The organism is Denitraticella aggregata (genome assembly GCF_048158365.1).
In the GTDB taxonomy this organism is placed as follows: Bacteria; Pseudomonadota; Gammaproteobacteria; order Burkholderiales; family Rhodocyclaceae; genus Azoarcus_F.
The window spans coordinates 175,602-202,277 of record NZ_JBLLNL010000006.1; the positions used below are offsets into that span (position 1 = coordinate 175,602).

Genomic DNA, 26,676 nt, shown 5'->3' on the forward strand with positions numbered 1-26,676 from the left:
GACCGAGCAGGAAACGTTTGGTCAGTTCATGACTGTCAATGGTGGTGGCCACCCGCCCCATGGACATGTCCATGGGTGATTTCCTCGGCACTGGCCATACGGACCTCGGCGATACTGCCATCGAACACCAGCGCCACACCAGCGAGCGGATGGTTGCCATCCACGACGACCTTGCCTTCGGCGATATCGGTGATGCGATACACGAGGTCTTCCTCGCCGTCGTCGCCGACCCGTTCGAATGACATGCCGACTTCGACGTTCTCCGGAAACTGGGAGACGTCCTCGATCAGGACCAGTTCTTCGTCATAGTCACCGAATGCGTCCTCGGGCTGGAGCTTGATCTGAAAGCTCTCGCCGACCTTCTTGCCATGCAGGACCTCCTCGAGAGCCGGAAAGATTCCGTCGTAGCCGCCATGCAGATACACGAGCGGCTGCGCGCCGTCGTCGATCATGTTGCCGTCGGTGTCCTGAACCGTGTATTTGAGTGTGACGACCGTGTTCTTAACGATTTCCGTTTGCATATTCCGTTTCCAGGTCCTTGACCAGTTTATAAACATCGGCCGCATGGCCGCGAGGGGATACATCTCGCAGTATATGGCGAACGACGCCGTGCTTGTCGATGATGAAGGTCGTGCGCGCCAGCCCCACCCTGGGTACGCCATCGACCATTCTGGACTGCCATACGCCATACAGCCGGCAGACCTCGGTATCTTCGTCGGACAACAGACGGATCGACAGACCGTGGTAGTCACGGAATTCGGCATGGGTCAGACAGTCGTCTGGACTGATGCCGACTACGATTGCACCGAGCTTGGTGAAATCATCTTCATGATCACTGAAATCGGCCGCCTGCAAGGTGCAACCCGGCGTGTTGTCCCGTGGGTAGAAGTAGAGAACCACATGGTGTCGTCCGATCTCCTCTGCCAGATCGAACAATTCCATGTCGGCGTCGGGCAACGAAAAAACGGGGGCGTCCTCACCGATCTGAATCATATTCGCTCTCTGCACTCCCTGGCGTGGGCCCGATTCTAGCCGAGAGCCGGAGCGAACACTACCGACGCCTGATGCGGCGATGCCTGAACCTGTGCTTTGCAGTGCCATGGCTTGTCTCCCGATATCTTGTCGTTGTCGAGCACCCCGAGGATCCGCTGCATGGATCCTGTCCCAAGAGAACTCGAGGCGGCCCTGCGTCTTCTTCGGAGATGACTGCTATCTGAATGAATAGTCCACCGTTTCGGTAGGCTCAAGGTGCTTGTGCAAGCATGTTGAGCTTGCGAAGCCTGTAGAACTGTTCAAAAATACAGTATCCGGTTTCAGGAATGACGATCTTGGACGCTCATCTCACCCATCGCCAGCGCGAGATTCTCGACTTCATCCGAAGCACCCTCGAGTCCGACGGGCGCCCGCCCACGCGTGCCGAGGTCTGCACCGCCTTCGGTTTCCGTTCGCCGAACGCGGCCGAGAGTCATCTCCGGGCCCTGGCCGCCAAGGGCGCGATCAAGCTCGAGGAAGGCCGCGCCCGCGGCATTCGCCTGCCCGAGGGGCTGGGTCTGCCGCTGGTCGGCCGGGTCGCCGCCGGCAACCCTGTTCTGGCGCTGGAACATATCGAATCACGCCATCAGCTCGATCCTGCCCTTTTTTCACCGCGGGCCGACTATCTTCTGCGCGTGACCGGGATGAGCATGCGCGATGCAGGCATCCTCGATGGCGACCTGCTCGTCGTGCATCGCTGCAGCGAAGCGCGCAAGGGTCAGATCGTCGTCGCACGGGTGCAGGACGAGGTCACCGTGAAGACCTTTTCGCGCAAGGGCGCGACCGTGACCCTGCTGCCGGCCAATCCGGATTTCGATCCGATCATCGTGGATACCCGCCGCGAACCGTTGATCATCGAGGGCGTTGCGGTAGGACTGATCCGCAACGGCATGCCGGTCTGATCCGATCACGATGAAACCCGTGCTTGCCCCATCCCTGGCTGAATTACCGCGAGACCTGGTGTGGCGGGGTGACAGCCTGCTCAGACCAGCCACCCCTGGTCATTCGACCGGTTTTGCCCAGCTCGATGCCGCGCTGCCGGGTGGAGGCTGGCCTCGCGGTGCATTGATCGAACTGATCGGTGATCAACCGGGCGTGGGTGAGGTCGGTTTGCTGTTGCCCTGGTTGCGCTCGGTCGCCCCGGATCGCTGGATCGCGTGGATCACACCGCCGCATCTGCCTTACGCCCCCGCACTCGCGGCCGCCGGCATCCCGTTGCCACGTCTGTTGCTGATCACTCCCGAGACTGCGTCCGCCGTCGTGTGGGCGACGCGTCAGGCCCTGGCTTCCAGCGCATGCCATGCGGTGCTTGCATGGATCAGACGAACGGACAATTCGGTGCTGCGTCGTCTGCAACTGGCTGCGGAAGCGTCGGAAACCCCATTGTTCCTGTTCCGGCCCGCCAGCGCGGCGCAGCAACCCTCCCCCGCCGTGCTGCGACTACGGCTGGATGCGGACGGCGATGGCGGACTGCTCGCGATCACGATACTCAAGCGTCGCGGCCCGATCGCTCCGACGCCGGTTCTGGTTCCGGTGCGCGGCACCGTCGACCATGGAAGACATCATGCTGTGGATCGCCCTCCATCTAGCCGCACTGCCGCTGCAGGCCTTCACCCGTGGCGTGCCTGAACCAGGGCTGATCGCGGTCGTGGAGTACAGTCCGGGACAGCGCCTGATCGCGGTCAGTGCGCAGGCGCTGGCCTGCGGTGTCGAGGCCGGCGGCACTGTGGCCGGCGCGCTGGCGGTGGCGCCGACGCTGGAACTGCTCGAACGCAATCGCACGCTCGAACACGACACGCTCGAAGCGGTCGCCAACTGGGCAGGCCGCTTCACGTCCGACGTCAGCATCGCCGCACCCGATGCGGTCCTGCTCGAAGTCAGTCGCAGCCTGCGCCTGTTCGGGGGGCTGGGTACCCTCGCGAGTTCGATCGAACAGGCCGTGCCCGCACTGGGCCTGCAGATCCGCTTCGCTGCGGCGCCGACCCCGCTCGCGGCCCGCTGGCTGGCCGAATGCCGCCCAGGTCTGCTGATCACGCCGGAGCAGAACTGGAAGCGCGAGCTCGATCCGTTGCCGGTCGCGATGCTTGCCACCGGCGGCGAGGTCACACCCGCCATGCTGGAACTGCTGGAAGGCATCGGCATCCAGCGGATCGCCGACATCGCCCGCCTGCCCCGCGACGGCCTGGCCCGCCGCCACGCGAGCGCCGTGATGCACACGCTTGCGCTCGCGCGCGGCGAGATTCCGGATCCGCGTCCGTGGCATGTTCCGCCGGCCCGCTTCGAATCGCGGCTGGCGCTGCCCTGTCCGGTCCTCGACAGCGAGCCCCTGCTGTTTGCATCGGCTCGTCTGATCGCCGATCTGGTCGCATGGCTGGACCGGCTCCATGCCGTGGTGGATCGCTGCCGTCTCGTTCTCGAGCATGATGAACACGAGGACACGGTGCTCGACATCGTCACCGCCCGTCCGGACCGCGATGCGGGTCGTCTGCAGCTGATCCTGCGCGAGCAGCTGGCCGCACTGGAGCTGGCCGGGCCGGTCGAGGCGCTGCGTCTGAGCGCGGACGATCCGGTCTTGCGCGCGTCGGCCACGCCCGATCTGTTCGGCGATCCTGCGCGCGACGCCGATGCCGCGTCGCTGCTGCTCGAGCGCCTGCGCGCCCGTCTTGGCACGCAGGCCGTGACCGGCCTGACTGCCTGGCCCGACCATCGTCCCGAACGCGCGCTGCGCGTGACCGAACCCGGGCGTGTCGACGCGGCCCGGCCCACGATGAGCACCGCAGCCCGTCCGCTGTGGCTGTTGCCGCAGCCCCGCCCGCTCGCGTCCATTCGCATGCTGACGCTTGAAAGTGGTCCCGAGCGCATCGAGTCGGGCTGGTGGGATGGCGAGGACGTGCGCCGCGACTATTTCGTCGCCCGCAGCGCCGACGCTGCGCTGTGGTGGATCTTCCGTCGGCTCGATCCGCCCGAAGGCTGGTACGTGCATGGTTATTTTGGATAGACTACGCGCGGTCCGCTTCACGCCCGACCGCTTCGAACGTCCTCCACCTCACGCCGGCCCCCACGATGCCCTTCCTGCCCCAACGCCACGACGACGACGAGCTCGATGGCGATTTCATGCGCCGTCGTGCGCGCTTCACGACGATGCTGTTCCTGGTGCTGTTGCCGGTCACGCTGTGGCTCTTCGCCCGTGTCGAACCAATCTGGCTGCGCATCGTTCCACTCGAGGGCGGGATTTTTCTGATCGCCTCCGCGCTGCTCGGTACCGTGCTCGCGATCACGCCGATCCTGACGCTGGCGTCGCTGTTGATGGCGGTATGGTACGGCGTCGAGAGCGTCTATCGCGCCAGAACCCGAAGCGCCCCGCTGTTCGACCGGCTCATCGTCGCAGTCGGCCTGCTGGTGTGGTTCTCGCCGGCGCTCGCGCTGGCCGCCAGCGCGCTGCGTGCGGTGCTCGCCGGCTCGATCAGCTTTTCCCGCCCGCAACGCCAATACCTGCTCGCGACCGACCCGATCGCGTTCTGGCAGAGCATCGGATTCCTGATGATCGTCGCGCTCGCGCTGGCCTATCCGGCCTGGTACTACTGGCGCGGAAAATTCCGGCAACGCGAACACGCGGCCTGACTTCGGTGCCGCAATCCGTTGTCGGACCCTGTTGCCCGATCAGAGGCGCGGGGGCCGATCGAGGATCCGCCCACACCGACCACTCAGCCGCCCAGCCAGCCCTTGCGCAGCGCAAGCGCCGCGGCACCCGGTTTCGGGCGAAGCGACAGTTTCACGTCACTTTCCGGCGCGGGCGCCAGCACCACGTCGAAGCGCATCAGCTCATCCCGGCGGAACGCATGCAGTTCGAGCCGCTCGCCCGGCTTGCGTCTGGCCAGCATCGCATCGACGGCATCCGCCCCGCCGACCTTCAGTCCATCCACCGCGATCAGCACATCGCCGGCCGACAATCCGGCGAGCTGGGCTGGTCCGCCATCGAAGACATTGGCCACCCGCGTTTCATTGTTGCCGCCCGCGAGCTTGACCCCGAGCACCGGCCCCTTGCTTGCGGCCTCCGTGCGCCAGGCGACGCCAAAGGTTTTCAGCAGGCGCTCCAGCGGCAGGTCGCCGGTGCCGGACACGGTCCGCCGCAGCCAGCCCGACAGCTTGCGCCCGCTCCCCGGCGCGCCGCGCTCGGCCACCTCGGCAAACAGTTCGAACAGACCGTCTTCCGAGACGCCGACGCCGGTCTGCCCATGCCGCTGCCACAGCAGCCGCATCACGTCGTCCAGACTGACTTTGGCGTGGCTGGCCTCGCGTAGTTGCAGGTCGAGCACGAGCGCGATCAACGCGCCCTTGGCGTAATAGCTGACGATCGCGTTGGGCGCGTTCTCGTCCTGGCGGTAGTACTTGGTCCAGGCGTCGAACGAGGATTCGGCGACGCTCTGCTTGTGCCGACCGTTGCCGCGCAACACATTGGCGATGGTCTTGCCGAGCAGGCCGAGATAGTCCTCCATGCCGATCACGCCAGACCGTACCAGCGCGAGATCGTCGTAATAGGACGTGAAGCCCTCGAAGGCCCACAGCAGCCGGGTGTAGTTCTCGCGGTCGAGATCGTACGGGACGAACGCGGCCGGCTTGATGCGCTTGACGTTCCAGGTGTGGAAATACTCGTGACTGCACAGGCCCAGGAAGGTCTTGTAGCCGTCCGGCAGGCCCTGCATGCCCGGCCACGGCAGATCCTTGCGGCTCGCGAGCAAGGCGGTCGAGGCCCGATGCTCCAGCCCGCCGTAGCCGTCGCCGACGACCATGGCCATGAACAGATAGCGGTCGACCGGCGCGGGCTGGCCGAACAGCTCGATCTGCCAGGCGCAGATCCGGCCGAGATCGGCGCACAGGCGCGCCGTGTCGCAGTCGTGCCGGCCGGTGATCACGAATTCATGATGTACGCCGCCCGCGTCGAAGGCGAACTGCGTGAAGGTGCCCATCTCGACCGGATGATCGACCAGCTCGTCGTAGTCCGCGGCCAGATACGGCCCGAAGCCGCCGCGTGCGTGCCGGCTTTTTCCGGCTGTGTGGCCAGCAAGCGGTGACAGTGCGGTGGCGACCCGCCAATCGGTGTAGGCCTTGCCTTGCGGCGCCTCGATGTCGACGCGACAGGGACGGTCGGTCTGACCCTGCACCGCGACGAAGACGCTGGTGCCGTTGAAGAAGCCGTGGGTCGGGTCCAGGTGCGCGGCGCGCACCGACAGGTCCCACGCATAAACGTCGTAGCTCAGCGTGAGCGCCTTGCCCGGACCGACCGGCGCGGCCTGCCAGGTATTCTTGTCGAGCTTGTCGAGCCGCACCGGCCTGCCCTCGGCCTCGGCCGTCATCGTCACGATGTTGCGCGCGAACTCGCGGATCATGTAGCTGCCCGGTATCCACACCGGCAGGCTGAAGCGTTGCCCGGCCGAGTCGGGCGTGGCGACGGTGCAGGTGACCCGGAACAGGTGCGCGGCCGGGTTGGATGGTGTGATCGTGTAGCGGATGGGTGTGGTCATCGCGATCGGGCGCCAGAGGAGGAGTCCGAATTCTAACCCCGCAATCCGGAGCACCTCAGTCGAACCACGGCGCCGAGCCGAGCCGGGTGTCTTCGCTGGCGGGGCTGTCCGTGAGCGCCGGATCGGCAAGTGGCTGCGGGGAAACGAGGCGACGGCTGTCTGAGGCCGCGCAGCGGCCGAGTTCCGTCGCCGCCCCGCAGGCGCTTGCCGATCCGGGAAGCCGAAGGCCGCGAGCGTCTGCCCCGCCAGCGAAGACACCCGGCTCGGGCACCGCGTAAATGACCCGACGGGTCTCGACTTCCCTGAGAAGGCAACATTCGACACGCTATACTGTACATATGTATAGCCCACAAAACACGCTTCCCTATGCCGAGCTGCACTGCCTGAGCAATTTCAGCTTCCAGCGCGGTGCCTCGCATCCGGAGGAACTGGTCGCGCAGGCGGCGGCGCTCGGCTATGCGGCCCTGGCGATCACCGACGAATGTTCGTTCGCCGGCGTGGTGCGCGCGCATCAGGAGATCAGGCGCCAATCGTTGGCGCTCGAACTGATCATCGGCACCGAGATCCGTCTCACGGATGGACCGACCGTCGTGCTGCTGGCGATGAACCGGGAGGGATACGGCGCGTTGTCGCGCCTGATCTCGTTCGGCCGCAGACAGGCCGGGAAAGGCCAATACCGGTTGTGCAGGGCCGACATCGAGGCCGGCCTGCCGGACTGCATCGCCTTGCTGGTGGCACCGGAGCATGACGACTTCGATGATGCGTCACTGCTGGCCGACGCGATCTGGCTGGGGCATTGTTTTCCGGCACGCGCCTGGCTGGCCGTGAGCCTGCACTGCGGGCCGGACGACCATGCGCGGCAGACCCGGCTGACGGACCTTGCGACACGCGCCGGCCTGCCTGCGCTCGCGGCCACCGGTGCGCTGATGCACGATGCCGGACGGCGTCGTCTGGCCGATGTGCTCGCGGCCACCCGCCTGCGCACCACGGTCGCCGAAGCCGGGCTGCGGCTCGCGCCCAATGCCGAGCGCTGCCTGCATCCGCGCGACACGCTCGCACGGCGCCATGCGCCCGCGCTGCTGGCCGAAACCCTGCGGGTCGCCGGTCAGTGCCGCTTCAGCCTGGACGAGCTGCGCTACGCCTACCCGGACGAGATCGTGCCCGACGGACATTCGGCCGCTTCATGGTTGCGCCACCTCGTCGAGGACGGCCTGCGCTGGCGTTACGGCAGTCCGGACCCGGATGCGGTGCCCGTCCGGGTGCGCGCCCAGATCGAACATGAACTCGCGCTGATCGCCGAACTCGGTTACGAACCGTATTTTCTGACCGTGCACGACATCGTCCGCTTTGCACGCAGCCGCGACATCCTGTGCCAGGGACGCGGCTCTGCGGCCAATTCGGTGGTGTGCTGGGCGCTGGGGATCACCGAGGTCGATCCGGAACTGGGCATCATGCTGGTCGAGCGCTTCATCTCCAGGGAGCGCAACGAACCGCCGGACATCGATGTCGATTTCGAGCACGACCGGCGCGAGGAAGTCATCCAGTACATCTACGACCGATACGGCCGCGAGCGCGCCGCGCTGGCCGCGACCGTCATCCGCTACCGTCCCCGCAGTGCGTTGCGCGACGTCGGACGGGCCCTGGGTTTTCCGCTGGCCCGGATCGAGCGGCTCACCCGGGATCATTTCTGGTTCGACGGGCGCCATATCCTGCCCGAACGCATTCGCGAGGCCGGCATGGATCCGGACGCTCCGACGGTACGTCTGCTGGTCGAACTGACCCATGCGCTGATCGGCTTTCCGCGCCATCTGTCGCAGCATGTCGGCGGCTTCGTGATCGCGCGCGGCCGGCTGGACGAGCTGGTGCCGATCGAGAATGCGGCGATGGCCGACCGCACCGTGATCCAGTGGGACAAGGACGACCTCGATGCGGTCGGCCTGCTCAAGATCGACGTGCTGGCGCTGGGCATGCTGTCGGCGCTCAGGCGCAGCCTCGAACTGGTGTCGCGCTGGCGCAACTGGCGCTTCACGCTGGCCGACATTCCGCGCGAGGTGCCGGCGGTGTATCGGATGCTGTCGGAGGCCGATTCGGTCGGTGTGTTCCAGGTCGAGTCGCGCGCGCAGATGACGATGCTGCCGCGCCTGAAACCCAGGCGCTTCTACGACCTCGTGGTCGAGGTCGCGATCGTGCGCCCCGGGCCGATCCAGGGCGGCATGGTGCATCCGTATCTGGACGCGCGCGCGCGCGCCGAACGCGGTGAAGCGATCGATTATCCGCGCCCCGCCGCGTCGGCGCCAGACGAGTGCAGTGGCGTGCAGGCCGTGCTCGAGCGCACCCTCGGGGTACCGATCTTCCAGGAACAGGTCATGCAGCTGGCGGTGGTCGCGGCCGGGTTCACGCCGGGCGAAGCCGACCAGTTGCGGCGCTCCATGGGGGCGTGGCGGCGCAAGGGCGAGCTGGAGCGCCATCGTGCCCGCCTGCTCGCCGGCATGGCGGAGCGCGGCTATTGCGAAGCCTTCGCCGAACGCCTGTGCAACCAGATCGAAGGCTTCGGCAGCTACGGTTTTCCGGAGTCCCATGCTGCGAGCTTCGCGTTGCTGGTGTATTTTTCGGCCTGGCTCAAGCGCTTCGAACCGGCCGCCTTCCTGTGCGGGCTGCTCAACAGCCAGCCGATGGGTTTCTATTCCCCGTCGCAACTGATCCAGGATGCACGGCGGCACAACGTGGAGATACGGGGCCCGGATGTGTGCGCGAGCGACTGGGACTGCACGCTGGAGGCCGCGACCGGCGGCGTGGTCCGTGCCGGGCATGCGAACGGCGCGCTGCCTTTTTCACCATCACCCGAACCGGCTGCTCGACTCGGCCTGCGTCTGGTCAAGGGGCTGGCGCGCGAGACCGCCGAGCGGTTGGTCGCAGCCCGCCAGTCCGGCTCCTTCCGGTCGGTGGACGATCTGGCCGCACGCGCCGGCATCGACCCGCCCGACATGAAGAAGCTCGCGGCCGCCGGTGCGCTAGCGGGTCTGGCCGGCAATCGCCGTCAGGCGCTGTGGCTGGCGGCCGGCAGCCGACCCGCCGACGGCGTGCTGCAGGGCGCGCCGATCACCGAATCACCGGCCAGTCTGGTCGCCCCGTCCGAAGCCGAAGACCTGACGGCCGATTACGCCCGCCTCGGTTTCACGCTCGGCCGCCATCCGCTGAACCTGCTGCGCAGCAGGCTCGCCGGCATGCGTTTTCTCAGCGCGACCGACATCGCCGGCTGCGCCGACCGGCAACTGGCGCGGGCGGCCGGCATCGTCACCTGCCGTCAGCGTCCCGGCACCGCCAGGGGGACGATGTTCGTGACGCTCGAGGACGAAACCGGCCTGATCAACATCATCGTGCGTCCGGAACTGATCGAGCGTCAGCGTCGGGAAGTGCTGGGGGCACGCCTGCTCGGCGTCTATGGTCAGATCAGCCGTCAGGGCAGCGTCGTACATCTGCAGGCCGGCCGCGTGGTCGACCTGTCCGGACTGCTGGGCGAGCTGGACGCGCGCAGCCGCGACTTTCACTGAGCGGGTGACGATCCTGCCGCTGCCGGGCGCATCCGGATCACTTCTTGCCGCGCTTGCCCTTCTTCTTCAGCGGCGGCAGTCCTTCCAGAACTGTCGCAAGCGTCGCAGGGTCCTGCTCGCCCAGCAACCTGACCGCGACCCGCAGCAATGCCGAGCGTGACGGTTTCGGCGCAGCCTTTTCGACCGCGGACTGCACCCGTCTGAGCCGTTCGACGTCCTTGACCGATAGCACGAAGTCCTCGCGTACGCGCTTTTCGGCCCTGGGCGGCTCGGCCACCGCCGCATCGGCGACCGGCCCTGCCGCAGGCGTGACCGGCGGTCGAGCCACGCCGCCCGAGGGTGACTCCGCGACTTTTTTCGGCTTGCGGGCGACAGCGTCCGCCTTTGCTGCCGCGGACGCACCCGTCGTCCGGCGGCGCACCGCAGGCTTGCGTGCCGGCGTCGGTTCAGATACCGCAGGGCCGCCGGGCGAGTCCTTGATCGGTGTCGTGGCACGCTTTGCCGCTGTGTCGGGCAATCGCTTCACCAGCGCGGCATCCTCTTTTTGCAGCGCTGCGCGCAGCGCCGATTGGGTTCTGTGACTTGTCGTCATCAAGCTCTCTCCAGCAGTTCGAGCACTGCATCCACCAACCAGTTGACCTCGAGTTGTGACGCCTCGGCCGCCTTGCCGAGATCGAACACGGATGCACCGATCACGGCACTCTGTGCGTACGCATTGCGCTGCGACAGCGACGCGTTCAGCACCGGCAATGTGAACTCCCGCATCACCTCCAGCACGTTACCGGCCAGCGCAGTGCGTTGCACGCGGTTGGGCAGCATCGCGCCACGCAGGCGCCCCTTGCTTCCCATACGCTGCAGGATCAGGCGTTCGACCGCGCGTGCGGACCACAGATCGGGCGGACTGGGCACCACCGGCACCAGTGCAAGATCGGCCAGATCCAGTGCGGTCAGCGTGTGGGAATGTTCGATCGATGGCGGGCAGTCGATCAGCACGCAGTCCAAACCCTTCGCGAACGCCTTCAGCGTATCGGCAATCTCGCGGGTGTCGCCGCTGGCCGCGCGCACCGCGGCCGGAAAAGGGTGCGCATCCGGCGCGGATTCGGCCCAGCGCAATGCACTTTGCTGCGGATCGAGGTCGATCACACCCAGCTTATGGCCCCGCAATGCGAGACCGGCCGCAAGCTGCATCGTGACCGTGGTCTTGCCCGCCCCGCCCTTCTGCGACAGCAGCACGACTACCCTGCATTTCTTCATGGTTCGATCCGGCGTGTTGTCCGAGTCCGCCTATGGTACCCGCTGGACCTTGCGCTGCAAGCCGCATCATCGCAGTCGCTGCGGATCCGCCATCTCCTTGCGCGCCCCGGAACACGCGTCCGACGTCGCTTCTGTATGCGAGGCGCGATGGTTATACTCGTTGCGCGCTCCAGCAGACAAAAAAGGAAGCCTCGCCAATGAAACTCGAGACACTCGCCGTCCATGGCGGCTATTCGCCGGATCCGACCACCAAGGCCGTCGCGGTACCGATCTACCAGACCACATCCTATGCATTCGACGACACGCAACATGGCGCGGATCTTTTCGACCTGAAGGTACAGGGCAACATCTACACCCGCATCATGAATCCGACCCAGGACGTGCTCGAGAAGCGGGTCGCCGCGATGGAAGGCGGCATCGCCGCACTGGCGATGGCCTCGGGCATGGCAGCCATCACCGCCGCGATCCAGACCATCGCCGAGGCCGGCGACAACATCATCACGTCGAGCACGCTGTACGGCGGCACCTACAACCTGTTCGCGCATACGCTACCGCAATACGGCGTCGAGGTGCGTTTCGCCGATTACCGCGACCCGAATACCTTCGACCGGCTCATCGACGAGCGCACCAAGGCGATCTTCTGCGAATCGGTCGGCAATCCGCTCGGCAACGTCACCGATTTCGAGAAGCTCGCAGCCGTCGCCCACCGCCATGGCGTGCCGCTGATCGTCGACAACACGGTGCCGTCACCCTACCTGTGCCGTCCGTTCGAGCATGGTGCCGATATCGTCGTGCATGCGCTGACCAAGTACCTGGGGGGTCACGGCAACTCGATCGGCGGAGTCATCGTCGATTCCGGCAAGTTCCCGTGGGCCGATCACAAACAGAAGTTCAGGCGCCTGAACGAACCGGACGTGTCCTATCACGGCGTCGTGTACACCGAGGCGCTCGGCCCGGCGGCCTACATCGGTCGCGCCCGCGTGGTGCCCTTGCGCAACATGGGCGCAGCGATCTCGCCGTTCAATGCCTTCCTGATCCTGCAGGGCATCGAAACGCTCGCACTGCGCATGGACCGTATCTGCGAGAACAGCGTGAAGATCGCGAACTTCCTGAGGGACCATTCCAAGGTCGGCTGGGTCAACTACGCCGGCCTCGAGGACCACAGGGACTACGGGCTGGTCACCAAGTACATGGGGGGGCGCGCGTCGGGGATCCTGAACTTCGGTGTGAAGGGTGGCATGGAAGCCGGTGCGCGCTTCCAGGATGCGCTGCAACTGGTCACCCGCCTGGTGAACATCGGCGACTGCAAGTCGCTGGCCTGCCATCCGGCCTCGACCACGCATCGGCAGCTCTCCCCCGAGGAGATGGCCACGGCGGGCGTCACCGAGGACATGATCCGCTTGTCGGTCGGGATCGAACATGTCGACGACCTGATCGCCGACCTGGATCAGGCGCTCGCTGCGGCCTGATCTGCGAAGCGGGCGAGTCGGAAGTCGAGTTTGGCCCGCCTGCCCCCCTCATCGGGTGACAGTGTGATCTCGCCCCGCGGGCTCGTTAGCACCCTCCACTTTGCGAAGTGCCCAACGACACGTATCGTCCCCCATCTCCCGGATTCAGGCTGAAAACGTGTCACATCCCCGTTTCGATGTCATCGTGATCGGCGCCGGCGCGGCCGGCATGATGTGTGCGGCGCAGGCCGGCCATCGCGGTCGGCGCGTGCTGCTCGTCGATCACGCAGTCAAACTCGCCGAGAAGATCCGGATCTCGGGCGGGGGTCGCTGCAACTTCACGAATCGTAAGGTCGGCCCCGAGAATTTTCTGTGCCGCAATCCGCATTTCGTGCGATCGGCGCTCGCCCGCTACACACCCAACGATTTCATCGAATTGATCGGGCGCCACCGCATCCGTTTTCACGAGCGTGAGCACGGCCAGCTGTTCTGCGACGACTCGGCGCAGGACATCATCGCGATGCTGCGCACCGAGTGCGATAGTGCCGGCGTCGAGTGGGCCATGCCGGCGAGCGTCACCGCAATCGAGCCGATCGACGAAGACGGGTCGCGCTTCGCCCTGGACTCGACGCGCGGCCGACTGCACTGCGCGAGCCTGGTGATCGCGACCGGCGGGCTGTCGATTCCGAAGATCGGTGCCACCCCGTTCGGTTATCGGGTCGCGGAACAGTTCGGCATTCCGATGGTGGCGCCACGACCGGCACTGGTGCCGCTGACGCTGCCGCCGGAAACCCTGCAACGCTTTCAGGCCCTCGCCGGCGCGTCGCTGAACGTAGAGGCCAGTTGCAACGGCCCACGCTTCCGCGACGCGATGCTGATCACGCATCGCGGACTGTCGGGACCGGCGGTCCTGCAGGTCAGCAGCTACTGGCAGGTCCAGGCCTACGACGACCGCCCGTGGGAGCCGGTCAGCATCGACCTGCTGCCGGGTACCGACACCGAAGCCTGGTTGTCCGGGCATGCGGACGAACGGAGCCTGCTCGCCAACCTGTTGTCGGAAAAGCTGCCCCGTCGCTTCGCGCAGGCGTGGTGCGCGCTTCACGGTTGGGAGAGACCAATGCGGCAATTCCAACCGGCCGAACTGAAGGCCGTGGCCGATGCGCTGTCTGGCTGGACCATCACACCGTCCGGAACCCAGGGCTACGCCAAGGCCGAGGTGACCCTCGGCGGCGTCGACACCCATGCGCTGTCCTCGAAGACGATGGAGGCGGTCCGCTGCCGGGGTCTTTACTTCATCGGCGAGGTCATGGACGTGACCGGACACCTGGGCGGATACAACTTCCAGTGGGCCTGGTCCTCGGGCCATGCCGCCGGTCAGTTCGTCTGAACCGCCTTTCGACCGCGTGACAACAACGGGACCAGGCTCGCGGCCTGAAGCACGATGAGTCCGGCGAAAGCGGCCCGCAGGGCGCCTGCGGCCGACCACCCGCCACCCTGCAGCAGATCCAGCACCAAGCCCAATCCCCACTGGACGGTGAAGGCCCCGAGGAACGCCATCAGGTTGATCGCAGTGCTGACCCGGCCGAAGGCTTCCTTCGGAAAGTGCGACGCACACGCGAGGTAGGCCTGCGAGTTGACCGACGACAACACGCCCAGCAGGAACCACAACAACATCACCGGGCCCCAGTCGAACAGGATCAGGAGCTGGACCACGAGCATCATCGTGAAGCCGAACTGCATCATGTTGAGCGGATGCACGCCGCGACGGTTCAGCCGCGTGCCCAGCATGCCGATGGACAACTGTCCGGCCAGCATGCCGATGTTCAGCACCATCAGATAACTCGCTGCGCGGGTCAGCGACATGCCGTTGATGTTCATCAGCCACGGGACGGCCCACAGGCTTTGCAAGGCCATGAACCCGCCGGTGAAGAACATCGCCGAACCCGCGAATCGCAGAAATGACGGTGACACGAAGATGTGTCCGACCGACCTGAACGCTTCGGGGATGCTGTCGTTCGACGTGTGCAGCGCGTCGCCGGGCAGGGACAGGAAGATGAACAGCGCCACACCGGCAGCCAGCGCCGCGATGACCCAGAACACGCCGCGCCAACCCAGTACCGGCAGCATCGCCTCGACCGGCGCACTCGCGGTCAGCGCGCCCAGCGCCCCCGCGGCCATGATGAAGCCGACCATCGAGCTCTGGCGTTCGGGCGGATACCACATCGCGAAGCCCTTCAGCCCCGCCATCAGGCAGGCCGACACGCCGAGTCCGATCAAACCGCGTGCCAGTCCGAGCTGCCCGAGCGTCTCGCCGAGGGCGAACGCGGCCGCACCGATCGCCGCCAGCAGCAGCAGGAAACCCTCGACGCGCTTCGGTCCGTAGCGGTCCAGTGCGATGCCGAGCGGGATCTGGGCCATGCCGAAGGTCAGGAAGTACGCACTGGTCAACAAACCGAGATCGGCCGCGGACAACGCGAGATCGCGCGTCAGATCGGGCGAGATGACCGCATTCACGGTACGCAGCAGATACGATAGGTAGTAGCCGAGCGCGAAGGGCAGGAAAAGCGTGACCCACGCATTCGGTCGTTCGCCGTACGCCATTAGTTCAATCCTGAACGAAGAACGGCGGATTCTAACCCGTTTGCGCGCTGACACGGGTGCGCAGTGCAGGTCCGTCATCGGTCGGTGTTGATTGACATCAAGGCGACGCCGGCCACCATTCGGAAGAATCCATTGGACGCGAACGGAGGGCGCATGATGAAACTGATCACCGGATGGATGGGCGACGATCACCGCGACCGCGATGAACCGTTTGCGCAGGCCGAGAACGTGGCCGGCAACCATGACCGGGCCGCGTCTCGAAGCGGGAGGACCACGTGGTGAGCGCGAAAATCGTCGATGCACGTGGCCTCGAGCCCCCACAGCCGTTCGAGATGGTAATGGAAGCACTCGCCGATCTCCCCGCAGGCGACAGCCTGACCGTTCTGCTGGACCGCATGCCGTGGCCACTTTTCCGGATCCTGGACCGGGACGGCTACAAGCACGGTCATACGATCCGTGACGATGGCGTGGTCGAGATCGGCATCACCGCGCCATGAGCCTGGGGCACGGGCTGGGTTATGATGCGGCGCCGCCGTTTTCGGCGCCGCTGAGGTTTTTTCTCACTGCGCCGCTGTTCGGCGTCGCTGCCGGATCGATGCTGGTGCTGATGCCGGACCTGATGGACTCGCGGTGGACGCCGGGTGCGCTCGCGACGACCCATCTGATCACCGTCGGTTTCATGCTGATGGTCATGGTCGGCGCGCTGTTCCAGATCCTTCCGGTCGTATGCGGCGGCGGCCTGCCCGCGGTGCGGCGCAGTGCGATCGTCGTCCACACGCTGCTGAGCGCCGGCACGCTGACGCTGGCAGGCGGCCTGCTGACGATGACGCCCACGTGGCTGATCCTGGCGAGCTGGTTGCTCGGGACAGGCATGGCCGCGTTCGTTGCCGCCGCGGCACTCGCGCTGCTGCGCGCGCCATCCGGAAGCGGAAGCCAGCGGGACATCCGGATTGCGCTGATCGGACTTGCGGTCGCGGTGATGCTGGGCCTGACGGTCACGTTCATCCTGGCCAGGGGTCTCGGGCTGCCGCTGATGACCACGTTGAAGCTGCATGTCGGGTGGGCGCTGTTCGGCGGTGCCGGCATCCTGCTTGCGGCGACGAGCTGGATCGTGGTGCCGATGTTCCAGATCACGCCACCCTACCCTGTACTGTTGACCCGCTGGTGGGCGATCACGAGCGCACTGGCGCTGCTGCTGTGGTCCGTACCGGTCGTACTGGATTGGCCGCTGGCTGCGTCCGTCATGACCTGGGGGCTGGGCTTGCTGGCTACGAGCTTTCTGGTGGTCACCCTCGGTCAGTTGCGAAAGACCCGGCGCGGTCGTCCGGACGCGAGCTTTCGCGCCTATCGATTCGGAATCCTGTGTCTGCTGGGCGGTCTGGTTCCGTTGCTGGCGCAGGACTTCATCGACCATCCGGTACTTCCGGTACTGTGCGGTGTGCTGGTGCTCTATGGTGGTTTCGTCAGCATCATCCAGGGCATGCTTTACAAGATCGTGCCGTTTCTTGCCTGGCTTCACCTGACCCAGGTCGGCCTGAAGGCCCCCAATGTAAAGCAGCTCCAACCCGAGAAACCGGCGAAAGCGCAGCTGACCGCCCATGCGGTTGCGGTCACGATGCTCGTACTCGGGGTCGTGACCGCCCATCCAGGCCTGCTGCAGTTCGCCGGCGCGTTGGTGGCCCTGGAATGTTCGTGGTTGCTGTTGAACCTGCTCGGCATTGTGGGTGCGTACCGTCAGGCCTTACGGGCGTCTCCGCCGCAGCAGCGCGCCAGGGATGCGCTGACGCACACGTGACCGGATCACCGGTTCCGACGGACCGATGCCCGAGCGCTTGCGACGGCGGACTGCGCCCGGCTAGCCGATCGCGCCTTGCGCGCGCAGCCGGACCAGACCGGCCGGGTCCAGGATGTGAACATAGCGGCCGCTGATCGTGAGCAGACCCTTCTCGGCAAGCAGCTGGAAGGCCCGCGACAGCGAGGAGGGATTGATGTCCAGATAGGACGCGATCACCTGCTTCTGTGCCGGCAGCACCGCCTCGACGCCACCGTCATCGACAGGACGCGCATGCTCCAGCAGATGATCGATGATCCGCTCCAGCGCGGTATGCAGCGTCAAGGCCTCGATCCGGGCGGTGGATCGATACAGTTTCATCCCCAGATGGGTCGCGGCGGCTGCCGCGAACGCAACACTGGATAAGTGCAGGCCACGCAACATATCGGCCGGTATCAACAGCAGGACCGACGGCGCCAGGCTCTGCGCGGTCACGCTGGACGGGCGCCGTGCGAAGATCTCGACATCGCCCAGAACCCCGGGCGGATCGACGATATCCAGCACCCGCTCCTCGTTGCGACTGTTGGATGCGACCAGACTGATCTGTCCGCTGACCAGCATGAACAGGCCCGCCGGTTCGTCCCCCTTCTGGAACAGGGTCTGCCCCTTGGAAAGCCGGATCAGCTTGGCGACTCCCTCCAGCATGCCCAGCTCGTCCCGAGCGAGGTCCTGGAACAACGGGTGAAGGGCCAGTATCGTTTCGTCCGATTGCACGCGTCCGCCCGGCACGTGCGCCGGCCCAGTCGCAGCGAACGCGTTCGCCGACGCCGCCGGCACGGAGAATACGATCAGGATCGCCATCCGTCCGTGCAGCACCAGATGCGTGATGCGCGCGGAAACGGGTCTGGCCACCCCGTCCGTCCCGACGCACTCGATCAGCCCTTCGAAGCGACCGGACATCAGCACCTGACTCATCACGATCGGCAGGCGCTGTATCTGTGCCGCCGAGAACAGCGCCGCGCTGGATCGATCCTGAAGTCCTTCTGGATCGGATCCGAAGAAGTTCGCCGCTACCGCATTGGCGTGAACAATGACGCCGGGAAGCAGGGATACGTCGAGCGTAATCACCACCGCCGCGTTCGCATCCTTGTCGATCAGCGCCAGCACGTCCTCCTCGCTCGCATGCAGCGTGGCAGTGCCCTGCGCGAGCGCGAGATCGAAGGCCGGTGCAACGGCGATCGCGCTGGAGGGGCCAGCCGTCGAACCGGCTGCGGCAAGATCGCCAAGTTCGCGTGTGGCACCCTTCTGCGCAGCGCGCAGCTTCCGGGCGAGCCCCTGATCCTCGCCCTGGATGTGACCGATGAGCCATCGTCCGAGAAAGCGCAGAAGCTGACGACCGTCCGGCACCGCACGTTCGCTGAGCTGGTCGAGCATGTCATCCACATGCGACAGAAAGCGGGAATGCTTCCGATGATGGTCTTGAGCGTAGCCGGGCGACAATTCGCACAAGGCCATCAGCGCTTCCTCGGTACCGAAATGGACCTCGGCATAATCCTTCAGATACCCGACCAGCGCGCGAACCTCCTCGGCACCGAGCTCGTCATCGCCGACCAGCCTTTTCGCGGTCGCATTGACCATGTCCACCAGTCCACGGTGCTGGCGGTCGATCACGTCGATACCGGTCATCAGCGCGTCACTCCACGCCAGTTGTTCCATGCGGGTCATCCTGCAAACTTAGTTACTGATCGGCGGCCGACCTCACCTTGTCGTCCCCGCCTCCCGGCGTCCGCCTACATTATGTCGAATCAGCGAACCTACGCCAGTCCCTGACGTTCGCGGACATACTCGACGCGACCGTCGGACGAGCCTGGCACTCGCGAATCGACGGGGCCGCTCGGCGCGACGCCTCACGTCACGCCCCCGGCCAGTGCCAGTGCGGCTCAGGCGCTTCCGACCGGGATGAGTTCGCGATTCTGCGTGAGCCAGGCCAGCACCTCTTCCGCGTTCCGCGCGGGCGAAAACACCGGATAGAAGACCTTTACGATCCGGCCATCGACCACGACGATCGCCATGCGCTTGTACAGCTCCTTGCCGGCCGCGACGAAGGTCGGCATTCGTATCGCGCCCTTCAACTGTAGCGACGCATCGCTGAGCAGCAAAAAAGGCAGATGAAGCCGGTCGCGTGCCTCGCGTTGATCTTCGCTGCTCTGTGCGCTCAATCCGGTCACCCTGACTCCCAGTTCCGCCAGTTCGGCATGGTGGTCGCGGAAGCTGCACGCTTGCGGCGTACAGCCGCGCGCACCGGGAATCTCGTTCCAGCCATCCGGGCTCGGCTCACCGGGGCGTCCGGTTCGCGGATACACGTAGATCACCCAGGCGCCGGCAAGGTGGGCGAGATTCACCACCGTGCCATCGGTGCTCTGCAGCGCGACGTCGGGCAGGCACATGCCGGCGAGGTGGTCGGCGGCGCCGTCATCGAGCGGCACGACCGGGTCGTCGGACATATCGAAAGGATTCTTGGTCATGTTGTCTCCATGCTTGAATGTTCGGAGCCGGGATCTTTAGCGCAAATACGCGGGCGGAATGCTACCCTCGGCCGGCGAGTTACCGCGACACTCAGTTCCCCCTTTCCTGCCATCGCTGCAGGCGGAATTCCAGGTGACGTCTGATGTCCGGCCACTCGCTCGCCAGAATGCCGTACATGACCGTGTCGCGGACCGAACCGTCGGCGCGCAGTGCATGGTGACGCAGGATGCCGTCCCTGTGTGCGCCGAGGGCCTCGATCGGCCGCCTCGATGAAAAGTTGAAACGCTCGGTGCGCAAGCCAAACACCTTGCACCCTACTGCTTCGAGCGCATTTGCCAGCAACAGCAGCTTGCAGGCCGTGTTCAGATGACTGCGCTGCAAGCGCTTCGCGTACCAGGTATAACCGATCTCGACACGATCGGCCGCGGCCACGATGTCGTGAAAGCGCTTACTGCCGAAGATCGCTCCACTGGCCGACTCCCGCACCACCCATGGCAGCATGTGCCCCACCTGTTGTCCCGCGAGCGCCTGGGCGACATATGCAGCCGTTTGATCCGGCGCCGGGACCGATGCGAACCACAACTCCCACAGGCGGCCGTCCGCCGCCGAGGCGAGTTCGTCCCGATGACCTGGCGCGAGCGGTTCGAGCCGCACACCATATCCTTCGAGCGTGACCGGACTGGCGCTTATCAAGATCTTCCCGCATGGTTTCGACTGGAAGCATACCGGACCCGGCATCGATTCCGGCATGTGCGTGATCCGTGAGAAAGTCCGCAGAGAAGAACTCGCATCTGTTGCAGGATTGCCGCATGCGGGTATCGCGACACCCGCTTTTTTTTGCATAATCACCACAAGATGTGCCGAATCGATTCCGAATGCTGCTTACCGCGCACTTCCGCGCACTAAGAGGACGGTCTTGATCACGATATTCGACATCACGGAGATGCTCGCCGACCTGGCAAGCGAGACGCATCCGGACCATGTCAGCCTGTACCGACGCACGCAGGAGGCGGCGCATCGCCTCGTCAGCGACGCGCACGCCGCGAGCGTGAGCACCGAGGTGCTGCTACCGCTACGCATGCTGTCCTGGAAAGACGGGCCGAGAGCCGTCGAGAGCCTGCTGAGGTATCCGATCGATATGGCCGAGGCCCACGGGCGCGCCCGATTAGCCTGGCTGCACTACCTCGAGCAGCAACGAACGCTGCTATGCGAGGCGGCAGTGCTGAACCCGGTACAACGCTGAGCCTGCGCCCTCGCCCGCTCCATGGGGGTCTACATGTTGCCGAGGCCCTCGATTGCGTCGATGACCAGTCGGGTGCCGATCTCGATCAGCAGCAGGTCATTGTCGACCCGCACATAGCGGTGATTGCGCGGCGGCGCGCCAAAGGCCCTGATGATCGCCGACGGCGGATCGTAGAAGCTGACGTCACGACCCAGAGGCTGACCCAGCCGCCACCTCTTTGCGAGTCCGGGCGGCATGCAGCCGTTGCGCTTCTTCGCCAGACCGGGCGGGCAATGCCCCGCGCGGATCTGGTCAGCATAGTAACTCCTGGCCTGGGTGCGATGGCGATCCGTAAAATGCACGCTGATCGCGGGCGCGTCCGCCCGGCCGTCGCGTTGGGCCCGCTGCTCATCGCGGTTTCCGCCGCGGTTGCCTTGAGGTCCGCCCCTGGCTGGAGGCTGAGCCTGTCCACGCCCCTGCTGCCCATGCTGCTCCGCCCGCTCGACTCGGCCGCCACCAGCGCCGTCCAGCCTTTGCGCGTACGCCGGTGTGGCCAGCAGCGCGCCGAGTGAGATGGCAGCGGCCAATCTGCCGATAAGATTCAGATCGATCATGAGATTTCCGTCAGTGAAAAGTGCTCGCACGTAATGCTCCGAGTCTAGGCGAATCGAAGCGCGAGGGCGAAGGCTATTACGTCTGGCAACAACAACTGCATCCTGTCACCCGGGGACGTCTTTGCACCATTTGCTGTCGACCCGTTGTGCGCCCATCTTCGTGAGGCGGACCAGGAGGCTGTCGGTTCAGTCCGGGATGACTGCGGTGACCTCGATCTCGACCTTCGCACCCTCTTCGACCAGATCGGCAATCTGAACTGCCGTCATCGCGGGAAAGTTCTTGCCCATCACCTCGCGATAAACCGCTCCGATCTCCTTGAGTCGCGCGTTGTATTCCCTCTTGTCGATCAGGTACCAGGTCATGCGCGTCATGTGCTCGGGCCCGGCACCGGCGACCGCGAGCACGTCGCGGATGTTCTGGAGCGCCTGCAGCGTCTGCTGCACGAGATCGTCGCTCTTGAACTCGCACTGTCCGTTCCAGCCGACCTGCCCACCCACGAAGATCTGGCGGCCGCGCGCCTCGATGCCGTTGGCGTAACCCTTGGGTTGCATCCATCCTTCCGGTTGAAGAACTCTGTGCATCACGTTTTCTCCTTGAAATGTGCGATGGCCGCACGGACATCCGCCGGCCAGGGAATTGCACGATGGGTGTCGAGCGAGGTCGCCACGAGCACCTGATCGGCGGTAAAACGGGTTTCGCCGCCGCAACTGACGGCATGGTGCAGGACCAGCGACGCATTGCCGAGCTTCTCGACACCGAGCTCGAAGCGCAGCGTGTCTCCGAAGTGCGACGGTCGTTCGAAACGCGTGTCGAGCTGTGCCGTGGGCGTGCCGACACGTTGCCGGACCAGGAGTTCGGTCCACGGGTGGCCGATGTGGGCGAGCCAATCCTCGACCACCGCATTGAGCATGCGGAAATAGTTCGGAAAGAACACGATGCCGGCCGGATCGCAGTCCGAAAACCGCACCGGGTGATGGGCGACGAAGACGCCGTCGGCGGACGCCATGGCAGGCTGATGGGTCGGGTTCATCTGACAGGCCTCCTCAGGTCACTGCAGCGCGTGCATGGAACTCGGGCCTGTCCCAGGCGCCGGTGCTCAGCAGGTCGGACAGGGTCTCGACCGCATCCCATACGTCGCAGTAGCCGACATAGAGCGGCGCGAAACCGAAGCGGACGATATCCGGTGCGCGGAAGTCGCCCACCACCCCTCGACTGATCAGCGCCTGCATCAGTGCATAGCCCTGCGGATGATGAAAGCTCACCTGCGAGCCGCGGATGCGCGAATCCCTTGGACTGGCCAGCGTGAGACCAGGGCAGCGGACCTCGACCCGTTCGATGAACAGTTCGGTCAGTGCGACCGACTTGTGCCGGATCTGGGTCATGTCGGCCTCGACCATCAGGTCCACCCCGGATTCGAGTGCCGTCGTCGCCAGAACCGGCGGCGTTCCGCACAGATAGCGGGCGACGCCCGGGGCCGGGGAATAGTCGGCATCGAACGCGAACGGCGCGGCATGTCCCATCCAGCCGGACAGCGGCTGCGAAAAACCATTCTGGTGCCGCTCGGCGACCCACAGGAAGGCTGGCGCGCCGGGCCCGCCGTTCAGATACTTGTAACCGCAACCGACCGCGAAATCGGCGTGCACCGCGTTCAGGTCGACCACGAGGGCGCCAGCCGAATGGGCAAGATCCCAGATCGTCAGCGCGCCAGCCGCATGCGCCGCAGTCGTCAGGCGCTCCATGTCGTGGATGCGGCCGCTGCGGTAATTGACATGCGTGAGCATCAGCACCGCGGTGTCGTCGTCCAGTGCGGACTCCACCGTCTCGACATCCGGATCGTCCGGCAACAGCACCAGTTCATGCCCCTTTCCAAGGAAGCCGGCCAACCCTTGGGCCATGTAGAGATCGGTGGGAAAGTTGTCGCGCTGGGACACGATGCGGTGCCGACCGGGGCGTAGCGCGAGCGCGGCAGCCAACACCTTGAAGAGGTTCACCGACGTGGAGTCCGCGACCACCGTCTCGCCGTCCCGCGCACCGATCAACCGGCCGATCTTGTCGCCGACCCGCGCCGGCAGGTTGATCCAGTCGGCACTGTTCCAGCTCCGGATCAGGTCCTGGCCCCATTCGTGCTCGATCGCGTGGCGCAAGCGTTCGCCGGTCGCGACCGGTCGTGCGCCGAGCGAGTTGCCATCGAGATAGATCACGCCGGTCGGCAGTGCGAAACGCGCGCGAAAGCCACGCAGTGGATCCTCGGCATCGCGCTGAACGAGGAAGGATCGTGTCGTCATCATCATGCCCTCCGTCCATCGATGGTTCTGAGCACCGCGCGCACAGGCGATGCGTCCAGTCCCGCGAGCTTGAGCGGCAGCGCGATCAGTTCGTAGTCCCCCTCGGCGACAGCGTCCAGCACCAGGCCTTCCAGGATGACCATACCGTGACGGCATACCGCCAGGTGGGCGTCCATGGTCTTCGAGCTTTCCGGATCCAGCGACGGGGTGTCCAGCCCCACCAGCCGCACGCCCGCAGCCGCGAGCAGGTCGATGGTTTCAGGCGCGATCGCGCAAAATGCGCTGTCCCAAGCGCGTTGCGGCGCCATCTCGTAGGTGCGGAAAAGCACGCGCGGCGGGCAGTCTTCTAAATGACCAGCCACCTGCTGCGGTGTGATCGTCCCGCGCGCACCGAAGACATGAATGACCCTGCACCGGCCGACATAGGTATCCAGCGCCAACTCGTCGATGGTCTGACCGTCTGCGTCGAAATGAAACGGCGCATCGACATGCGCGCCGGTGTGCGTCGACAGGCTGATCTTCGACACATTGACCGGACACTCCGGACCGATGCTCCAGGTGCGCTCGAACTCGACCGGTGCGTCGCCGGGCCACACCGGGAGCGACGGATGAATGGCGGGGCTGATGTCGATGAGCATGCCGACGGGATTCCAGATGGACCGTGTGGGCGTCAGCGCTTGAGCAATTCGCGCGCGACGATGAGTTTCTGCACCTCGGTCGCACCTTCGTAGATGCGAAGCGCGCGGATCTCGCGATACAGCGACTCGACCTTGACGCCGCTACGCACACCCTGGCCGCCGTGCATCTGCACCGCAGCGTCGATGACCCGCTGCGCGTTTTCGGTCGCGGTCATCTTCGCCATCGCCGCCTCGCGCGTCGTCGGCTGGCGCTGCACGTCACGTTTCCACGCGGCGCGCGCCGTCAGCAGCGCCGCCGCATCGAGGTCCGTGGCCATGTCGCCGAGCTTCGCCTGCGTGAGCTGAAAATCGGCCAGCGTGTGGCCGAACATCCTGCGGCCACACGCATGGCTCAGTGCCTCGTCGAGAGCCCGCCTCGCGAAGCCGAGCGCAGCCCCGGCCACTGACGCGCGGAAGATGTCGAGTGTTCGCATCGCGATCTTGAAGCCTTCGCCACCAGCACCCAGGCGATTCGCGACCGGCACCGCCATGTCGGTGAAACGCAGCCGTGCGAGCGGATGCGGCGCAATCACGTCCAGCCGTTCGGCGACCTCGAAGCCCGGCATGTCCGGCTGGATGACGAAGGCCGAAATGCCTCGCGTGCCGGGCGCTTCGCCGGTGCGGGCGAACAGGCAATACACATCGGCGATACCGCCATTGGAGATCCAGGTCTTCTCGCCGTTGATCACGTAGTGGTCGCCCTCGAGCCGCGCCTCGCAGGCCATCGCCCCGACGTCCGAGCCGGCATCCGGTTCGGTCAGCGCGAAGGCGGCGATCCATTCGCCCGCGGCCACTCGGGGCAAGACCTCGCGTTTCAGGGACTCGCTGCCCGCCAAGGTGATCGCGCCGCTACCCAGCCCCTGCATCGCGAACGCGAAGTCGGCCAGTCCGTCGTGATACGCCAGGGTTTCGCGTGCGATGCACAAGCAACGCGAGTCCAGTTCTTCCAGCGCGCCACCATGGGCCGCAGGCACGCAGTAGCGCAGGAAGCCGGCCTGACCGAGTGCCGACACCAGCTGGCGGCAGGCGTTGTCCGTGTCATGATGATCGACCTGCGGCATCGAGTCCGTGGCCCAGTCGAAGATCGCGTTCGACAGCTGGCGGTGTTCGGGGCCGAAGAACGGCAGTTCGAGAGAGGTTCTGTCCATTGTCTAAGCCTTACCCGTTGGCCCTGAGCCTCGGGCCGGTGAGGAAACGCTCGTGAAGCAGCATTGCTTGCCGGCCCTCAATTGCCCTCGAAGACGGGCTTCTGCTTGGCCGCAAACGCTTCGAAGGCACGGCGGAAATCACCGGTCATCATGCAGATCGCCTGGGCCTGGGCTTCGGACTCGATCATCTCCTCGATGCCCATGTTCCATTCCTGGTTCAGCATGGTCTTGGTGACGGTATGCGCGAACCACGGCCCATCGGCAAGGTTGCGCGCCAGCGTGAGCGCCTTGTCCAGCACGTGGGCTGACGGATGCAAGGCGCTGAAGAAACCCCAGGCAAGCCCCTCGTCGGCGCTCATCGCGCGGCCGGTCATCAGCAGCTCGGTGGCCCGGCCCTGTCCGATCATGCGCGGCAGCAGGCCACAGGCCCCCATGTCCGCGCCCGCCAGGCCGACGCGCGTGAACAGATAGGCCGTCCGGGTGTCGGGCGTTCCGAGGCGAAAATCGGACGCGAGGGCAAGCATCGCGCCGGCCCCGGCGCAGATGCCGTCGATCGCGGCGATGATCGGTTGCGGTGCCTTGCGCATCGCCTTGACCAGATCGCCGGTCATCCGCGTGAACTCGAGCAGCTCCGGCATGCTCATCCGGGTGAGCGGTTCGATGATCTCGAACACGTCGCCGCCCGAACAGAAGTTCGCGCCGGCGCCGGTGATGACTACCGCCCGCACGTCGTTCGCATAATTGAGGTCGCGGAAGAGGTCGCGTAGTTCGGCATACGAGTCGAAGGTCAGCGGGTTCTTCTTGTCCGGACGGTTCAGCGTGATCGTCGCGACCCGTCCATCCTCGGAACACGTCCATTGAAAGTGGCGCGCACTGTAGCCCTTGAAGGGACGCTTGTGGTCCTGCATCGACAGTTCAGCCATTTCCGTTCTCCTGATTCTGTTGTTCGATCGTGGTGCAACCATGTCCTCGCTGGTGGCGGCAGTCCGTTGCGTTGTCCGTTGATCACTTGGCACCGCGTGCC

The 26,676-nt window shown here is 65.5% G+C and carries 27 protein-coding genes; 11 read left to right on the forward strand and 16 right to left on the reverse strand.

All coding sequences use genetic code 11. From position 1 onward, the window contains the following. Positions 1 to 35: 35 nt before the first annotated feature. Positions 36 to 521, reverse strand: coding sequence for an FKBP-type peptidyl-prolyl cis-trans isomerase (locus tag ACKVEX_RS09645; RefSeq protein WP_473215504.1), 486 nt, complete (start codon positions 519 to 521; stop codon positions 36 to 38). Beyond that, positions 502 to 993, reverse strand: coding sequence for a peroxiredoxin (locus ACKVEX_RS09650; RefSeq protein ID WP_473215554.1), 492 nt, complete (start codon positions 991 to 993; stop codon positions 502 to 504). Before ACKVEX_RS09650 ends, ACKVEX_RS09645 begins: the two co-directional genes overlap by 20 nt. A gap of 335 nt (positions 994 to 1,328) precedes the next feature. On the opposite strand from ACKVEX_RS09650, the gene lexA reads away from it, so the two are divergent. The 4 genes from lexA to ACKVEX_RS09670 all read left to right on the forward strand — a co-directional run bounded on the left by lexA (position 1,329) and on the right by ACKVEX_RS09670 (position 4,653). Continuing rightward, positions 1,329 to 1,934, forward strand: coding sequence for a transcriptional repressor LexA (lexA, locus tag ACKVEX_RS09655; RefSeq protein ID WP_473215505.1), 606 nt, complete (start codon positions 1,329 to 1,331; stop codon positions 1,932 to 1,934). 10 nt (positions 1,935 to 1,944) lie between these two features. After that, the gene (gene imuA, locus ACKVEX_RS09660; RefSeq protein ID WP_473215506.1) at positions 1,945 to 2,661 is read left to right on the forward strand and encodes a translesion DNA synthesis-associated protein ImuA; all 717 of its coding nucleotides are present in this window, start codon (positions 1,945 to 1,947) and stop codon (positions 2,659 to 2,661) included. Next, positions 2,597 to 4,030 (forward strand): Y-family DNA polymerase, encoded by a 1,434-nt coding sequence (locus tag ACKVEX_RS09665; protein ID WP_473215507.1) that lies wholly within the window; start codon positions 2,597 to 2,599, stop codon positions 4,028 to 4,030. The genes imuA and ACKVEX_RS09665 overlap by 65 nt, the downstream gene beginning before the upstream one ends. A 65-nt stretch (positions 4,031 to 4,095) precedes the next feature. Beyond that, positions 4,096 to 4,653 (forward strand): hypothetical protein, encoded by a 558-nt coding sequence (locus ACKVEX_RS09670; protein WP_473215508.1) that lies wholly within the window; start codon positions 4,096 to 4,098, stop codon positions 4,651 to 4,653. An 83-nt stretch (positions 4,654 to 4,736) separates the two neighbouring features. Here the strand turns inward: ACKVEX_RS09670 and ACKVEX_RS09675 are convergent, their stop codons facing one another. Then, positions 4,737 to 6,554 carry a M61 family metallopeptidase gene (locus ACKVEX_RS09675; protein ID WP_473215509.1) on the reverse strand — a complete coding sequence of 606 codons (1,818 nt, stop codon included), beginning with the start codon at positions 6,552 to 6,554 and terminating at the stop codon, positions 4,737 to 4,739. A 338-nt stretch (positions 6,555 to 6,892) separates the two neighbouring features. Between ACKVEX_RS09675 and ACKVEX_RS09680 the strand changes: the two genes are divergently transcribed. Further along, on the forward strand, positions 6,893 to 10,105 hold the full coding sequence (locus ACKVEX_RS09680) for an error-prone DNA polymerase (protein ID WP_473215510.1): 3,213 nt from the start codon (positions 6,893 to 6,895) through the stop codon (positions 10,103 to 10,105). Between the two features lie 37 nt (positions 10,106 to 10,142). On the opposite strand, the gene ACKVEX_RS09685 is transcribed toward ACKVEX_RS09680, so the two are convergent. Continuing rightward, positions 10,143 to 10,697, reverse strand: a complete 555-nt coding sequence (locus ACKVEX_RS09685; protein ID WP_473215511.1) for a hypothetical protein — start codon at positions 10,695 to 10,697, stop codon at positions 10,143 to 10,145. After that, positions 10,697 to 11,359 carry a ParA family partition ATPase gene (gene parA, locus ACKVEX_RS09690; protein ID WP_473215512.1) on the reverse strand — a complete coding sequence of 221 codons (663 nt, stop codon included), beginning with the start codon at positions 11,357 to 11,359 and terminating at the stop codon, positions 10,697 to 10,699. Before parA ends, ACKVEX_RS09685 begins: the two co-directional genes overlap by 1 nt. Before the next feature lie 197 nt (positions 11,360 to 11,556). Here parA and ACKVEX_RS09695 point away from each other — a divergent pair, with 197 nt between their 5' ends. Together ACKVEX_RS09695 and ACKVEX_RS09700 are read left to right on the forward strand one after the other, a co-directional pair. Continuing rightward, entirely contained in the window at positions 11,557 to 12,828 is a 1,272-nt protein-coding gene (locus ACKVEX_RS09695) for an O-acetylhomoserine aminocarboxypropyltransferase/cysteine synthase family protein (RefSeq protein ID WP_473215513.1), read from the forward strand. Positions 12,829 to 12,985: 157 nt separating this feature from the next. After that, the gene (locus ACKVEX_RS09700; RefSeq protein WP_473215514.1) at positions 12,986 to 14,194 is read left to right on the forward strand and encodes a BaiN/RdsA family NAD(P)/FAD-dependent oxidoreductase; all 1,209 of its coding nucleotides are present in this window, start codon (positions 12,986 to 12,988) and stop codon (positions 14,192 to 14,194) included. Here the strand turns inward: ACKVEX_RS09700 and ACKVEX_RS09705 are convergent. After that, a complete protein-coding gene (locus ACKVEX_RS09705; protein ID WP_473215515.1) occupies positions 14,182 to 15,408 on the reverse strand; it encodes an MFS transporter in 1,227 nt (408 codons plus the stop codon). The genes ACKVEX_RS09700 and ACKVEX_RS09705 overlap by 13 nt on opposite strands. Before the next feature lie 153 nt (positions 15,409 to 15,561). Here ACKVEX_RS09705 and ACKVEX_RS09710 point away from each other — a divergent pair, with 153 nt between their 5' ends. From ACKVEX_RS09710 to ACKVEX_RS09720, 3 genes are read left to right on the forward strand one after another with little or no spacing between them, the layout of a single operon-like run. Continuing rightward, positions 15,562 to 15,690, forward strand: a complete 129-nt coding sequence (locus ACKVEX_RS09710) for a hypothetical protein (protein WP_473215516.1) — start codon at positions 15,562 to 15,564, stop codon at positions 15,688 to 15,690. Further along, positions 15,687 to 15,905, forward strand: a complete 219-nt coding sequence (locus tag ACKVEX_RS09715; RefSeq protein WP_473215517.1) for a DUF2249 domain-containing protein — start codon at positions 15,687 to 15,689, stop codon at positions 15,903 to 15,905. Before ACKVEX_RS09710 ends, ACKVEX_RS09715 begins: the two co-directional genes overlap by 4 nt. After that, on the forward strand, positions 15,902 to 17,203 hold the full coding sequence (locus ACKVEX_RS09720) for a hypothetical protein (protein WP_473215518.1): 1,302 nt from the start codon (positions 15,902 to 15,904) through the stop codon (positions 17,201 to 17,203). The genes ACKVEX_RS09715 and ACKVEX_RS09720 overlap by 4 nt, the downstream gene beginning before the upstream one ends. A gap of 60 nt (positions 17,204 to 17,263) precedes the next feature. Here the strand turns inward: ACKVEX_RS09720 and ACKVEX_RS09725 are convergent, their stop codons facing one another. From ACKVEX_RS09725 to ACKVEX_RS09735, 3 genes are all read right to left on the reverse strand, one after another. Continuing rightward, positions 17,264 to 18,895 (reverse strand): hemerythrin domain-containing protein, encoded by a 1,632-nt coding sequence (locus tag ACKVEX_RS09725; protein ID WP_473215519.1) that lies wholly within the window; start codon positions 18,893 to 18,895, stop codon positions 17,264 to 17,266. 224 nt (positions 18,896 to 19,119) lie between these two features. Further along, a complete protein-coding gene (locus tag ACKVEX_RS09730; RefSeq protein ID WP_473215520.1) occupies positions 19,120 to 19,704 on the reverse strand; it encodes a peroxiredoxin in 585 nt (194 codons plus the stop codon). Positions 19,705 to 19,795: 91 nt separating this feature from the next. Beyond that, a complete protein-coding gene (locus ACKVEX_RS09735) occupies positions 19,796 to 20,359 on the reverse strand; it encodes a GNAT family N-acetyltransferase (RefSeq protein WP_473215521.1) in 564 nt (187 codons plus the stop codon). Positions 20,360 to 20,375: 16 nt separating this feature from the next. On the opposite strand from ACKVEX_RS09735, the gene ACKVEX_RS09740 reads away from it, so the two are divergent. After that, the gene (locus tag ACKVEX_RS09740; RefSeq protein WP_473215522.1) at positions 20,376 to 20,948 is read left to right on the forward strand and encodes a hypothetical protein; all 573 of its coding nucleotides are present in this window, start codon (positions 20,376 to 20,378) and stop codon (positions 20,946 to 20,948) included. A gap of 29 nt (positions 20,949 to 20,977) precedes the next feature. On the opposite strand, the gene ACKVEX_RS09745 is transcribed toward ACKVEX_RS09740, so the two are convergent. The 7 genes from ACKVEX_RS09745 to ACKVEX_RS09775 form a co-directional block, all read right to left on the reverse strand. Continuing rightward, on the reverse strand, positions 20,978 to 21,541 hold the full coding sequence (locus ACKVEX_RS09745; RefSeq protein WP_473215523.1) for a hypothetical protein: 564 nt from the start codon (positions 21,539 to 21,541) through the stop codon (positions 20,978 to 20,980). A 186-nt stretch (positions 21,542 to 21,727) separates the two neighbouring features. Further along, positions 21,728 to 22,123: a RidA family protein gene (locus tag ACKVEX_RS09750; RefSeq protein ID WP_473215524.1), complete on the reverse strand. Its 396-nt coding sequence runs from the start codon at positions 22,121 to 22,123 to the stop codon at positions 21,728 to 21,730. Next, positions 22,123 to 22,572, reverse strand: a complete 450-nt coding sequence (locus tag ACKVEX_RS09755; RefSeq protein ID WP_473215525.1) for an acyl-CoA thioesterase — start codon at positions 22,570 to 22,572, stop codon at positions 22,123 to 22,125. Before ACKVEX_RS09755 ends, ACKVEX_RS09750 begins: the two co-directional genes overlap by 1 nt. A gap of 13 nt (positions 22,573 to 22,585) precedes the next feature. Then, the gene (gene kynU, locus ACKVEX_RS09760; protein ID WP_473215526.1) at positions 22,586 to 23,833 is read right to left on the reverse strand and encodes a kynureninase; all 1,248 of its coding nucleotides are present in this window, start codon (positions 23,831 to 23,833) and stop codon (positions 22,586 to 22,588) included. After that, complete coding sequence (gene kynB, locus ACKVEX_RS09765; RefSeq protein ID WP_473215527.1) at positions 23,830 to 24,465, reverse strand: arylformamidase; 636 nt, start codon at positions 24,463 to 24,465, stop codon at positions 23,830 to 23,832. Before kynB ends, kynU begins: the two co-directional genes overlap by 4 nt. Positions 24,466 to 24,497: 32 nt before the next feature. Further along, positions 24,498 to 25,652, reverse strand: coding sequence for an acyl-CoA dehydrogenase family protein (locus ACKVEX_RS09770; RefSeq protein ID WP_473215528.1), 1,155 nt, complete (start codon positions 25,650 to 25,652; stop codon positions 24,498 to 24,500). 77 nt (positions 25,653 to 25,729) lie between these two features. Then, positions 25,730 to 26,575, reverse strand: coding sequence for an enoyl-CoA hydratase family protein (locus tag ACKVEX_RS09775; protein ID WP_473215529.1), 846 nt, complete (start codon positions 26,573 to 26,575; stop codon positions 25,730 to 25,732). Between the last annotated feature and the right edge of the window lie 101 nt (positions 26,576 to 26,676).

What these genes read in the sequence shown, in the direction of transcription:
- ACKVEX_RS09665 (WP_473215507.1), top strand. Translation starts at nt 2,597, where the DNA reads ATGCTGTGGATCGCCCTCCATCTAGCCGCACTGCCGCTGCAGGCCTTC.
- ACKVEX_RS09755 (WP_473215525.1), bottom strand. Translation starts at nt 22,572, where the DNA reads ATGAACCCGACCCATCAGCCTGCCATGGCGTCCGCCGACGGCGTCTTC.
- kynB (WP_473215527.1), bottom strand. Translation starts at nt 24,465, where the DNA reads ATGCTCATCGACATCAGCCCCGCCATTCATCCGTCGCTCCCGGTGTGG.
- parA (WP_473215512.1), bottom strand. Translation starts at nt 11,359, where the DNA reads ATGAAGAAATGCAGGGTAGTCGTGCTGCTGTCGCAGAAGGGCGGGGCG.
- ACKVEX_RS09710 (WP_473215516.1), top strand. Translation starts at nt 15,562, where the DNA reads ATGATGAAACTGATCACCGGATGGATGGGCGACGATCACCGCGACCGC.
- ACKVEX_RS09675 (WP_473215509.1), bottom strand. Translation starts at nt 6,554, where the DNA reads ATGACCACACCCATCCGCTACACGATCACACCATCCAACCCGGCCGCG.
- kynU (WP_473215526.1), bottom strand. Translation starts at nt 23,833, where the DNA reads ATGATGATGACGACACGATCCTTCCTCGTTCAGCGCGATGCCGAGGAT.
- ACKVEX_RS09705 (WP_473215515.1), bottom strand. Translation starts at nt 15,408, where the DNA reads ATGGCGTACGGCGAACGACCGAATGCGTGGGTCACGCTTTTCCTGCCC.
- ACKVEX_RS09645 (WP_473215504.1), bottom strand. Translation starts at nt 521, where the DNA reads ATGCAAACGGAAATCGTTAAGAACACGGTCGTCACACTCAAATACACG.
- ACKVEX_RS09725 (WP_473215519.1), bottom strand. Translation starts at nt 18,895, where the DNA reads ATGGAACAACTGGCGTGGAGTGACGCGCTGATGACCGGTATCGACGTG.
- ACKVEX_RS09770 (WP_473215528.1), bottom strand. Translation starts at nt 25,652, where the DNA reads ATGGACAGAACCTCTCTCGAACTGCCGTTCTTCGGCCCCGAACACCGC.
- ACKVEX_RS09695 (WP_473215513.1), top strand. Translation starts at nt 11,557, where the DNA reads ATGAAACTCGAGACACTCGCCGTCCATGGCGGCTATTCGCCGGATCCG.
- imuA (WP_473215506.1), top strand. Translation starts at nt 1,945, where the DNA reads ATGAAACCCGTGCTTGCCCCATCCCTGGCTGAATTACCGCGAGACCTG.
- ACKVEX_RS09745 (WP_473215523.1), bottom strand. Translation starts at nt 21,541, where the DNA reads ATGATCGATCTGAATCTTATCGGCAGATTGGCCGCTGCCATCTCACTC.
- ACKVEX_RS09720 (WP_473215518.1), top strand. Translation starts at nt 15,902, where the DNA reads ATGAGCCTGGGGCACGGGCTGGGTTATGATGCGGCGCCGCCGTTTTCG.
- ACKVEX_RS09650 (WP_473215554.1), bottom strand. Translation starts at nt 993, where the DNA reads ATGATTCAGATCGGTGAGGACGCCCCCGTTTTTTCGTTGCCCGACGCC.
- ACKVEX_RS09730 (WP_473215520.1), bottom strand. Translation starts at nt 19,704, where the DNA reads ATGACCAAGAATCCTTTCGATATGTCCGACGACCCGGTCGTGCCGCTC.
- ACKVEX_RS09685 (WP_473215511.1), bottom strand. Translation starts at nt 10,697, where the DNA reads ATGACGACAAGTCACAGAACCCAATCGGCGCTGCGCGCAGCGCTGCAA.
- ACKVEX_RS09670 (WP_473215508.1), top strand. Translation starts at nt 4,096, where the DNA reads ATGCCCTTCCTGCCCCAACGCCACGACGACGACGAGCTCGATGGCGAT.
- ACKVEX_RS09750 (WP_473215524.1), bottom strand. Translation starts at nt 22,123, where the DNA reads ATGCACAGAGTTCTTCAACCGGAAGGATGGATGCAACCCAAGGGTTAC.
- ACKVEX_RS09680 (WP_473215510.1), top strand. Translation starts at nt 6,893, where the DNA reads ATGTATAGCCCACAAAACACGCTTCCCTATGCCGAGCTGCACTGCCTG.
- ACKVEX_RS09775 (WP_473215529.1), bottom strand. Translation starts at nt 26,575, where the DNA reads ATGGCTGAACTGTCGATGCAGGACCACAAGCGTCCCTTCAAGGGCTAC.